Raw genomic sequence first — 11,013 nt, forward strand, 5'->3', positions numbered from 1 at the left:
TGAGCGAGTTAACTTTAAATACATTATTATGGATAAAAAAAGAGTTTACACCTTTGGTAATGGACAAGCTGAAGGAAAAGCAGATATGAGAAATCTGCTTGGTGGAAAAGGCGCTAACCTGGCTGAAATGAATCTAATCGGTGTTCCCGTACCTCCGGGATTTACAATCACCACAGAAGTTTGTAGCGAATATTATGAGTTAGGTAGAGATAAAGTAGTAGAACTGCTGAAAGCGGATGTTGAGAAAGCCATCGCCAACATTGAAAGTCTGATGAACTCTAAATTCGGTGATATAGAAAATCCGTTATTGGTTTCCGTACGTTCAGGTGCTCGTGCTTCCATGCCTGGAATGATGGATACAATCCTTAATTTAGGTTTAAATGACGAAGTGGTGGAAGGCTTGAGCCGCAAGACCGGACGTCCTCGTTTCGCATGGGATTCTTACCGTCGTTTCGTACAAATGTATGGTGACGTAGTATTGGGTATGAAGCCGGTAAATAAGGAAGACATCGACCCTTTCGAGGAAATCATCGAAAAAGTAAAGGAAGAAAAAGGTGTGAAGCTAGACAACGAATTAGAAGTGGAAGACCTTAAAGAACTGGTTAAACGCTTTAAAGTCGCTGTAAAAGAACAAACCGGACAAGATTTTCCGACCTGTGCATACGAGCAACTTTGGGGTGCCATCTGTGCTGTATTCCGTAGTTGGATGAACGAACGCGCCATTCTTTACCGCAAGATGGAAGGTATTCCTGCCGAATGGGGTACTGCTGTAAGTGTACAAGCCATGGTATTCGGTAACATGGGTGACACTTCAGCTACCGGTGTTTGCTTCTCTCGTGACGCTGGTAACGGTGAGGATTTGTTTAATGGCGAATATTTGATCAACGCACAAGGTGAAGATGTTGTAGCCGGTATCCGTACCCCGCAACAAATCACAAAAATCGGTTCTCAGCGTTGGGCAGAACGTGCCGGTATTTCTGAAGAAGAACGCATAGCCAAATATCCCTCTATGGAAGAAGCCATGCCGGAAATCTACAAAGAACTGGATGCCCTGCAGACCAAATTGGAAAACCACTATCGCGATATGCAGGATATGGAATTTACTGTACAGGAAGGGAAATTATGGTTTTTGCAGACTCGCAACGGTAAACGTACCGGAGCAGCTATGGTAAAAATCGCCATGGACTTGTTGCGTCAGGGAATGATTGATGAAAAAACAGCGTTGGAGCGTTGCGAACCTAATAAATTAGACGAACTTCTCCACCCTGTGTTCGATAAGAAAGCTTTGAAAGAAGCAAAAGTTTTGACTCGTGGTTTGCCCGCTTCTCCGGGTGCTGCTACCGGTCAGATTGTGTTCTTCGCCGATGATGCAGCTAAATGGGCCGCCGATGGTAAGAAAGTAGTAATGGTACGTATAGAGACTTCTCCGGAAGACTTGGCAGGTATGGCTGTCGCCGAAGGCATCCTGACCGCACGTGGCGGCATGACTTCTCACGCTGCAGTTGTGGCCCGTGGTATGGGTAAATGCTGCGTATCCGGTGCTGGTGCTATCAATGTGGATTATAAGACACGTACCGTAGAAATTGAAGGTATTACATTAAAAGAAGGTGATTTCATCTCTCTGAACGGTACTACCGGTGAAGTATATAAAGGTAAAGTGGAAACCAAAGCAGCCGAAGTTTCAGGCGATTTCGCCGCATTGATGGATCTTTGCAACAAATACACCAAGCTGAATGTCCGCACCAACGCTGATACTCCGCATGATGCGGAAGTAGCTCGCGCCTTTGGTGCTTCAGGTATCGGTCTTTGCCGTACAGAACACATGTTCTTTGATGCTGAAAAGATTGTCGCTATGCGTGAAATGATCCTATCACCGGATGTAGAAGGACGCAGAAAAGCTCTAGCCAAATTGCTTCCTTATCAGAAAGCCGACTTCAAAGGCATCTTTAAGGCTATGGATGGATGTCCGGTTAATGTTCGTCTGCTCGATCCTCCTTTGCATGAGTTCGTTCCCCACGATGCAAAAGGTCAGGAAGAAATGGCTAAAGCAATGGGCGTAACTGTACAGGAAATCAAAAAACGTGTGGAAAGTCTGTGTGAACACAATCCGATGTTAGGCCACCGCGGCTGTCGTTTGGGTAACACCTATCCCGAAATCACAGAGATGCAGACTCAAGCGATTCTAGGTGCTGCAATTGAACTGAAGAAAGAAGGATATGATCCGCATCCCGAAATTATGGTTCCCTTGACCGGTATCCTGTATGAATTCGAAGCTCAGGAAAAGGTAATCCGTGATGCAGCAGCAGCATTATTTGAAAAAGAAGGTATGGAAATTCCGTTCAAGGTAGGTACCATGATTGAAATTCCGCGTGCTGCATTGACAGCCAACCGCATTGCCAGCCGTGCAGAATACTTCTCATTCGGTACCAATGACTTGACTCAGATGACCTTCGGTTATTCCCGTGACGATATCGCTTCATTCTTGCCGGTATATCTGGAAAAGAAGATTCTGAAAGTAGACCCGTTCCAAGTACTCGATCAAAATGGTGTAGGTCAGCTGATTGAAATGGCTGTAGATAAAGGTCGTTCAGTTCGTCCTGATTTGAAATGCGGTATCTGCGGTGAACATGGTGGTGAACCTTCATCAGTGAAATTCTGTCACAAAGTTGGTTTGAATTATGTATCTTGTTCTCCATTCCGCGTACCTATCGCCAGACTTGCTGCTGCCCAGGCTGCTATTGAGGAAGCATAAGCAATATAGGATAATATTTGATTTAGGCTGTAACGAACTGTTTATCAGGCGTTACAGCCTAAGTTGTTTTTAGGCGGTTCGTGCATTTGTCCGCAAAAAATGAGCCAAATAAACGGTACTTGCATACACCACGCATACACTTTTGAACAGTGGCGCATACACCAACGCATACACCATTTAATAACTTATAAATCAATCTGATATGGCAACATTTAAAGTAGTCGTAAGAAAAAAGAGAGCTGACGGATTTTATCCAGTGTACATTCGTGTTGTCCACCGTTCAAGAATGGGTTATATTAAAACCGATAAACTCATTACGGACAAGCAAATCACCAAGAATGGCGAAATCAAGGATATTGTGGTCAACGAATATTGTTCACGAGAAATCCTACGTTATAGCGATATGATAAACCGTAAGGATGTCTCAAATTATTCTGTTGCTGAACTAATTGAATTCCTTATCCATTCAGATGAAGAAATATGTTTTAGTGACTATGCTACAAAATTCATTAACCGTATGGCCTCTGAAGGACATGAACGTAATGCTAAAAACTATCGCCTGGCTGTAAACCACCTCGAAAGATATTTGGGAACAACCAGAGTAATGTTTACCTACTTGTCATCTTCTGTTTTGACAAGATGGATTAATAGCCTTTCGTTAACGAACAGGGCGAAAGAAATGTACCCTACTTGTTTAAGACAGATATTCAAAAGGGCACTTATAGAACTGAACGATGAAGAACGTGGTATCATGCGAATCAAATACAATCCTTGGTTAAAAGTATCCATTCCAAAATCTGACAGTACAGTTCAAAGAGCCATCAGTGCAGAGGCGTGTAGAGAGTTTTTCAATCGTCCCCTACCGGAAACCAAAATGATTTCCTCTCTTCCGGAACTGGGCAGAGACGTGGCACTTCTATCCTTGTGTTTGGGCGGAATAAACACCGTAGATATTTTTGAGCTTAAAAAAGAAAACTATAAGGATGGAGTTATCGGATATAAAAGAGCTAAGACAAAGCACAGCCGGAAAGACGAAGCCTATATTGAAATGCGTGTGGAACCGTTCATTCAGGCCACATTTGACAAGTATCTTTCAGACGAGAATGATGAATATCTTTTCAAATTCCATAAACGTTACAGCAATCCGGACAGTTTCAATGCCAACGTAAACATTGGAATCAGAAAGATATGTGCCGATATGGGAATGAAGAAGGAGGATTACTACTGTTATTATACTTTCCGTCATACATGGGCTACAATTGCCCAAAATGACTGTGATGCCAATCTGTATGAAGTTGCTTTCGGCATGAATCACAGTCATGGACTGAATATAACAAGAGGCTATGTTAAGATAGACTTCACTCCTGCCTGGGAACTAAATGCCAAAGTGATTGACTTCATTTTCTTCAGCAGCAAGAAGAGCAAGCAAGGCAAGGCACGTGACTTCGAGACACCGGCAGACAAGATGTTCCGCATCACAAAGAAGATGATGATCTATGGCCGTGCATATTTCAAAGGTGACGTAATCGGTGAAATAACAGACATTGGTTTCAGTAATGTGGACCAAGTTATCGACAGACTGGTTGAACAGTTACCCAAGGATATTCCTACCGGATGTATGGTTCAGTTCCGTCTTATGAATTGTGATTCCAAGAAGGAAGTTGTATATGAAAGAAGCAAGGGAAAAGGTTTCATGTAATCGGCAAAACTGAACAAGCAATTAACACAAAGGGAGGATTCTACTTATCTTTATCAGAACCGTACCATTTCTCATATTGGTGCGGTTCTTTCTATTTGTCCGGTTGATTCCAGGGCATAATTTCACGGCCTATAATTATAGCAAAGACAAGTACGATGAGCTTCCATATAAGTATAAAGGTTTTCTTAACCAGCCATACAGCCAGACGTATGGCAATCCTCAAAAGCCAGAATATCAACTTCAGGAGCAGTATACCGATAATAAGTACCGGCAGCAGATATATAATCAACAGCAGTTCAAACATAATGTGTAATATTTATGAGTATAAGAGCTTATTAATTATATAAATATACTAAAAATCAATGAGATACAGAAAATTGCACAACACTATTTTCTTGTTATTCGAGTAGATTTTTTACTGATTATCTGTGTTATATCACCATGATAACAAGGTATCTTCAGACTCTGATTACAGGGTTATTCTACCTGAATGTTTCTGCAATACAGTTCAGATAAAATAAGATTTCCTGATAGCCATTTCATCAGCTGAATTAGCTACATAATTATATTTTCCCTTTTATTGGGATTCCAATAACTTAGATAAGCAGGTTACTTTTATCATGCTATCATGGTATCGGGACTACATATTATATTGGATATAGGTTTTATGAGAACAATAGCCATTTATCCCAGATAACTACATCTTCTGTGTTTTTGAAACTTTGGTTTATCAAACCATATATATCGCAACATTATTTTCTGATTACTGAGATTCGTATTGTTCTAAAATTGAATAATACTTATAGCATCTATTTCTGAATACACGAAAATTAGTTTGATAAGTTTTAGGACTCTATACAACAATATTCCGCTATATGGATATTCCAAGACAACCGGATGCTACAGCACATGGTTAACAGGAATATGCCTCCAAAGAATTGTGTTGTTGATTTCGGTTTGCAACGGCTTTCTCTGGTAAATTTGGGTGTAATAATCATTCCCGGAAGGTATTGTTCTGACGTGCAGAGTTTTCCAAGCAAGTTGTACTTTTGTGGCCACAAAACTCCGTTTCGTACTCACAAAAGTAACTTGCCGAATGCTGGCGCATCGGAGCGGCAGGCCGCTGTTTCGCATGGCGAAAGATGGTCCGGGAAACCTAACCACCTTTGTATTCAAGCATGAAGAATCAGAGAAACAAGTACATCAAGGTAAGAATGACACCGGAGGAAGTACAACAGTTTAAGGAGAAATCTGCCACCTATTCATCTGTGAGCCATTATATACGCTCGGCATTGGCAGAGTATTCAAATATTGGTACCAAAAGGCAGCTCGAACTGATGAATGATTTGGGTTTGTTTTACCGGAAATATCAGAATGAACTTTCCTGGGCTGGAGGAAACCTTAATCAGTCGGTTAAACGTGCCAATGAGCTTGCGGTAGCCGGTTTACTCACACCCAGCTATATTCAGGAAGTTCTGTTACCGGTTATTCTTGAAACTCAGGAAACATTGAACCGAATAAAGAAAGACCTTGATTCTCTGACACAGAAAGCTGTCAGAATCTGAATTGCAGACTACACGATATTCAATCATTTCAGATATTATTATTGCGTAACCGTAGATTAATGAGCTTGAAGTATTTCGGTTACTCAGTCACTTAAACCTTGATAAATAAAGATTCAATATGATAGCAACCATATTACCGGGAAGCACGAACTTCCATGCTGTCGGTTACAATGAATATAAGGTATCGAAAGGTATTGCACGGCTTATCGAGATTCAGAATTTCGGTTCACTCGGAACTTTTCACAAACCTACCCCAAGTGAGTTGGTCGGTTATCTCCAGAAGTACAGTTCACAGAACAGCAGAATCAGGAAACCGCAGTTTCATGTGGCCATATCATGTAAAGGTCACGAAATGTCGGAAGATGAGTTGCTGGATTTTGCACACCAGTATCTCAAGGAAATGGGATACGGAGAATCCGGTCAGCCATTGCTTGTTTACTCCCATTATGACACAGAGAATACCCATCTTCATATTGTCACTTCAAGAGTGGCACCTGATGGAAGAAAGATTCAGCACAGTCATGAGCGCAGACGTTCTCAAGAAGTCATTGACCGTATTCTTGGTAACGACAGGAAGAAGAAAACGGAAGATGACATTAATTTGGCCAAGCAGTACACTTTCTCTTCATTTGCCCAATTCAAGTCTATAATGGTTTCCATGGGATATGAAGTCTATCAGAAAGATGGAAATGTATTCGTCAAGCATGGTGGAAAGGTTCAGAAGGAAATCCCTTTTACTGAAATAGAAAGTCTTTTCAAGAGCGGTTATCGGGAAAGGACACGTTGCCGTCAGCTCAGAAGTATATTAAAGAAGTACCGTGACGTAAGTTCCAACAAGGAGGAACTACAGAAGGAACTGAAAACGAAGTTCGGCATTGACATTGTATTCTTCGGCAAGAAGGATGCGCCATACGGGTATATGCTTGTTGATCATGCAAACAAGACCGTCATTCATGGTGCAAGAGTGCTGGCTGTAGAGGAACTCCTGGACTTCACTACTCCTGAAGAGCGGTTCAATCGGATAGAGGACTATATTGACCGATTACTGACACTTAACCCCAAAATTACCCAGAGTGAAATATACAGTAAAATCAAGAAACAGCGTGCCTATATCAAGAAAGGCATCATCTATTTTGATGGCCAAAGCCGATCGTTGAAACCTTTTATGGCAGAAGCTATCGACCGTAATAACCGTATAGACATGGTTGAAATGTTCAACCCGGCTACTGAGGCTGAACGGGATTTGCTTTGTATAATTTTTAATGTTTCCCGGACAGATCTGGTAGATATATCTCCGGAAAGAACACACTACTACACAGATGCAGTGAACCGTCTACGTGAGATATTCAATGATGAAACTATTTCATCCGTCAGGAGTAAACTATATGAAGAAGGTTTTACTGTCCGTCAGGAGGAAGATACAACTTATGCCATAAATTTCGGGCAGCATATCATTATAAATCTTACTGAAGAAAACTTCAATCTTGAACGGCTAAAGAAACAGTCTGTGAAGCAAATTGAACGGCAAAAATACCAGCAACAAACAAAGTCGACTTCACATTTCTCTGGCAAGACCAAGCTGCGTGATGTAGGTGGTGGCAGTCATAGCGAGAAACGTGAGTGGGAAGTTGGACAGAAAGGTAGCTATGATGATATCGATGATGGTAATTCAATGAAAAAGATAACATTATATTAAGTGACAATAGGAAAGACCTTACCACTCAACCCATTACTTTTGGACATGTTTTTGTGCAACTGTTATTGCATCATAACTTATTTCATCTTCAGCGCCTACCGCATCAAGAACTTTATCTGCTAACCACAATGTCAACATCTCTTTCACGTCTTGATGCAAGTATTCTGCAAGCTTAATCACCTGTTCACGCTTTGCTCGCCTATCACCTCGTTCAATCTTACTGAACATAGGTGTGTCTATCTCCAATAGTGCTGCCAATTGTCGTTGCAACACGCCCTGCTTATCTCTGAGTTCTCTAATCCTATTTCCAAATAACATAATGTTATGTTTAAGTTTCGATATTATATTGATTTACTACTCTGTCGTTAGTTTCGTCTAATTCAGACGGAATATTATTTGAGAAATTAAATCCGTCCATCTGTTTTGATTAGTTTATTTAATTTCATTTCTTTAAACAAATCAAACAAAAGCATAGAGACGTTACTTATCTGATCTCCCTCATTATGTCAATTATATTAAAGTTGACCATGGTTCGCAAAAAATATTCATTGCGATAGTGATACTGATATCCATACGTGGCAAGAGCCTTCTATAGAAGGTCAAGTATAAAGCAACTTCCATTGGTATAATACACAGATATCACTACTGTATTATTTTAGTTCTAATTCAAGCATATATTATAAATGAGCCTTTTACCCTCATGCTCAGGAGGTCTGCTTAGAGAAGAGATATCAGAAGTATCATAATTGATACCCAAATTAAATCAGCGAGTCGCTTACCCAATTGTTTCTAAAACTCTTCCCCAAAAGGAGATGTCTTTTTAGGAGCAGCCCCTTTGTTGCGAGACTGCTCAAACTATACATCACCATTGTTCAAAAAATAAAATTTATCGAACATAATTCTGTAAAATTTGATAGTTAGTGCATCACATGTTATCATCCCTGTTTGCTTCCGGGCTGGCATTCACTTACTCTCCCGCATTTGCAGTACCATCAGCATAAACGCATTTCACTTCTCTGTTCGGAATGGGAAGAGGTGGGACAACGTTTTGTTAACGCCTAATTATATATTGTTACTTTTACTATCTTTCTCAGAAAACCCCGAATCGAATGAGCGTTCCAGTTCCAATTCTGGACGAGTTAGCAGAATTGGCATTTCCATTCTATTTTCTAAGACAATCTCTTTAGAAGCATTTTTAGCTCTTGAAACAGCAAATTTTCTAAGATCAGTTATCTGTTTCTCCATAGTCTTAGAAAGAGGTACGGTATTTTTGATAGCATCCAAAATATGTATCATCTGTAATTTGGGAGCAATATTAGATTCTTGTGATTCTACATATGCAGTAAACATAGCTTCCTTTACACATTCTTCAATTTCTGCTCCATTAAATCCTTCAGCTTTTTGGGCTAAAATATCTAAAGCAAATGAAGATACATTTTGACGATTTTTTTGCAAATGTATGGAAAAAATATTCTCTTTTTCTTTCTGACTTGGAAGATCCACAAAAAAGATTTCGTCAAATCTGCCTTTTCTAAGTAGTTCTGGAGGTAGTTGATTAATATTATTAGCAGTTGCCACAACGAATACAGGTGCTGTCTTTTCCTGCATCCATGTTAATATTGTAGAAAATATTCTAGAAGTCACACCACCATCTGTAGCTCCACTTGATTGTACACCGCTAAGACCTTTTTCTATTTCGTCAATCCATAATACACATGGAGCAACAGCTTCGGCAGTTGCAATTGCTTTTCGAATATTATCTTCACTCGACCCTACAATACCCTGAAAGACTTTTCCTACATCTAACCGAAGTAAAGGCATATTCCAACTAGAAGCAATACTTTTAGCTATTAAGCTCTTTCCGCATCCTGGGACACCCAACAAAAGCAAGCCCTTAGGCTCTTTTAATCCCCAATCACGAGCTTCCTTGTCATATGCTAACTGCCTTTTTTTAAGCCACTCCTTTAAATTTTCCATACCTCCGACATCTTTTAGACTTTCATTTTTGGGAAAGTAATCCAAAATGCCCGATTTCCTAATAATCTGCTCCTTTTCAGAAGATACAGTAAAAGGAGACTTATCGTCAAAGCCATCCTTAACAGAGGCAAGGCAGTAAGCTAAATCTGCCTCCATTGATGTCATTCCTAACGCAGCATCTATCAGTCTATTTCTTAGGTTTGTTTTGAGTTCAACTTTTGACTGCTTCGCCACTATATCCAAAACTTCTCCCAATTCATTACGTTTAGGAAGTGGTATTTGTAATACAGTAATATACTTTTCCAATTCAGCAGGAAGTCTGTAAATTGACGATAGAATAATTGCATGGGTATTGTTATTTGTTGCTTCTGCAATTTTACGGAACATCAATTTAACTTCATCCCTTTCAATATGATTATTTATATCATCAAGAACAAATATATTTTTCTCCCCAGACTTTTTTGAGTTAAGAATATAAGCTAACACTTCAAGAGGGTTTTGCATACGCTCAATTCTTTTCTCTGTTTTATCAGGTAATATCTGAACAAGTCCATATACACAATCCCATTGATAGTAATTTACTTTCTTACCTTCTCTACGCAACAGCTCTACAATACCTTTAATCTTTTGTTTCGTTCTGTAGTATTCGTAACTATGAAGATATAATACAGGGTAGTATGCCCTAATCATTAGGATAAGTTTCTGAAAAACATCTTCCATACTATTATGAATTTTGATTTAAATTAATTGTTCTACGAGGCTTCATTTTACTTAAATATTTGGCAGGAACAGGCTTTTTTGTCATTACACGTTTGTTACCTAAATGCTGCTCCAATATATCCATAGCTTCATGAGCCTTTTCGTTTATATCATTTGGTAAATAGTCAGAATCTGTTATAATGGTCCCGTCTTTTAGTATAGTAAATTTAATAGAGGCAAAAGGTTCATCTTCTAGTGGGTCATACGATTTTGCCTCCATATAAAAACTAAACCTTTCTTCTTCTGTAGGTGTAAAAGTATAATTCGATCTATAGGTAAATCCGTATTTTTCAAATTCAGAGATTAAAGCATTTTTCGAGTATTCAGCATTGAGCTCTTGAAACTTTTCCTTTAATTCTTCTACTTTTACATATGCATTTGGCATATAATAAGTATTGTAAGTAACCTCGTTAGTTGACACATCTAATCTCAAGGCAAACTCACCATTGAAGTTAGAATCATTTCCAACTTCAGTAACCAATAATATATTGTTTTGCAAAGAATACTTCCATCCTAACGTCTCACATGCAGCCATTAAAACATTAGCATTCATTATTTGAGGGTT

The 11,013-nt window shown here is 39.5% G+C and carries 8 protein-coding genes and 1 rRNA gene; 4 read left to right on the forward strand and 5 right to left on the reverse strand.

Annotated elements, in window-relative coordinates; genetic code table 11:
* Nucleotides 1-28 precede the first annotated feature (28 nt).
* Nucleotides 29-2,752: a pyruvate, phosphate dikinase gene (ppdK, locus tag GKD17_RS11885; protein ID WP_032936215.1), complete on the forward strand. Its 2,724-nt coding sequence runs from the start codon at nt 29-31 to the stop codon at nt 2,750-2,752.
* Nucleotides 2,753-2,954: 202 nt separating this feature from the next.
* Nucleotides 2,955-4,451, forward strand: a complete 1,497-nt coding sequence (locus tag GKD17_RS11890; RefSeq protein ID WP_007835294.1) for a tyrosine-type recombinase/integrase — start codon at nt 2,955-2,957, stop codon at nt 4,449-4,451.
* A gap of 91 nt (nt 4,452-4,542) precedes the next feature.
* On the opposite strand, the gene GKD17_RS11895 is transcribed toward GKD17_RS11890, so the two are convergent.
* Complete coding sequence (locus GKD17_RS11895) at nt 4,543-4,755, reverse strand: hypothetical protein (protein ID WP_032936213.1); 213 nt, start codon at nt 4,753-4,755, stop codon at nt 4,543-4,545.
* An 874-nt stretch (nt 4,756-5,629) separates the two neighbouring features.
* Between GKD17_RS11895 and GKD17_RS11900 the strand changes: the two genes are divergently transcribed.
* Together GKD17_RS11900 and GKD17_RS11905 are read left to right on the forward strand one after the other, a co-directional pair.
* Nucleotides 5,630-6,016 carry a plasmid mobilization protein gene (locus GKD17_RS11900; protein WP_007835290.1) on the forward strand — a complete coding sequence of 129 codons (387 nt, stop codon included), beginning with the start codon at nt 5,630-5,632 and terminating at the stop codon, nt 6,014-6,016.
* A gap of 118 nt (nt 6,017-6,134) precedes the next feature.
* Nucleotides 6,135-7,712 (forward strand): relaxase/mobilization nuclease domain-containing protein, encoded by a 1,578-nt coding sequence (locus GKD17_RS11905; protein WP_007835289.1) that lies wholly within the window; start codon nt 6,135-6,137, stop codon nt 7,710-7,712.
* Between the two features lie 33 nt (nt 7,713-7,745).
* Here the strand turns inward: GKD17_RS11905 and GKD17_RS11910 are convergent, their stop codons facing one another.
* From GKD17_RS11910 to GKD17_RS11925, 4 genes are all read right to left on the reverse strand, one after another.
* Entirely contained in the window at nt 7,746-8,030 is a 285-nt protein-coding gene (locus GKD17_RS11910) for a helix-turn-helix domain-containing protein (RefSeq protein ID WP_007835288.1), read from the reverse strand.
* 636 nt (nt 8,031-8,666) lie between these two features.
* Nucleotides 8,667-8,774 (reverse strand): 5S ribosomal RNA (gene rrf, locus GKD17_RS11915).
* Complete coding sequence (locus tag GKD17_RS11920; RefSeq protein ID WP_007835287.1) at nt 8,775-10,409, reverse strand: AAA family ATPase; 1,635 nt, start codon at nt 10,407-10,409, stop codon at nt 8,775-8,777.
* A gap of 4 nt (nt 10,410-10,413) precedes the next feature.
* Nucleotides 10,414-11,001: a hypothetical protein gene (locus tag GKD17_RS11925; RefSeq protein WP_007835286.1), complete on the reverse strand. Its 588-nt coding sequence runs from the start codon at nt 10,999-11,001 to the stop codon at nt 10,414-10,416.
* Nucleotides 11,002-11,013 lie beyond the last annotated feature (12 nt).

This window comes from Phocaeicola dorei, from assembly GCF_013009555.1.
Taxonomy (GTDB): domain Bacteria; phylum Bacteroidota; class Bacteroidia; order Bacteroidales; family Bacteroidaceae; genus Phocaeicola; species Phocaeicola dorei.

What these genes read in the sequence shown, in the direction of transcription:
- ppdK (WP_032936215.1), top strand. Translation starts at nt 29, where the DNA reads ATGGATAAAAAAAGAGTTTACACCTTTGGTAATGGACAAGCTGAAGGA.
- GKD17_RS11890 (WP_007835294.1), top strand. Translation starts at nt 2,955, where the DNA reads ATGGCAACATTTAAAGTAGTCGTAAGAAAAAAGAGAGCTGACGGATTT.
- GKD17_RS11895 (WP_032936213.1), bottom strand. Translation starts at nt 4,755, where the DNA reads ATGTTTGAACTGCTGTTGATTATATATCTGCTGCCGGTACTTATTATC.
- GKD17_RS11900 (WP_007835290.1), top strand. Translation starts at nt 5,630, where the DNA reads ATGAAGAATCAGAGAAACAAGTACATCAAGGTAAGAATGACACCGGAG.
- GKD17_RS11905 (WP_007835289.1), top strand. Translation starts at nt 6,135, where the DNA reads ATGATAGCAACCATATTACCGGGAAGCACGAACTTCCATGCTGTCGGT.
- GKD17_RS11910 (WP_007835288.1), bottom strand. Translation starts at nt 8,030, where the DNA reads ATGTTATTTGGAAATAGGATTAGAGAACTCAGAGATAAGCAGGGCGTG.
- GKD17_RS11920 (WP_007835287.1), bottom strand. Translation starts at nt 10,409, where the DNA reads ATGGAAGATGTTTTTCAGAAACTTATCCTAATGATTAGGGCATACTAC.
- GKD17_RS11925 (WP_007835286.1), bottom strand. Translation starts at nt 11,001, where the DNA reads ATGAATGCTAATGTTTTAATGGCTGCATGTGAGACGTTAGGATGGAAG.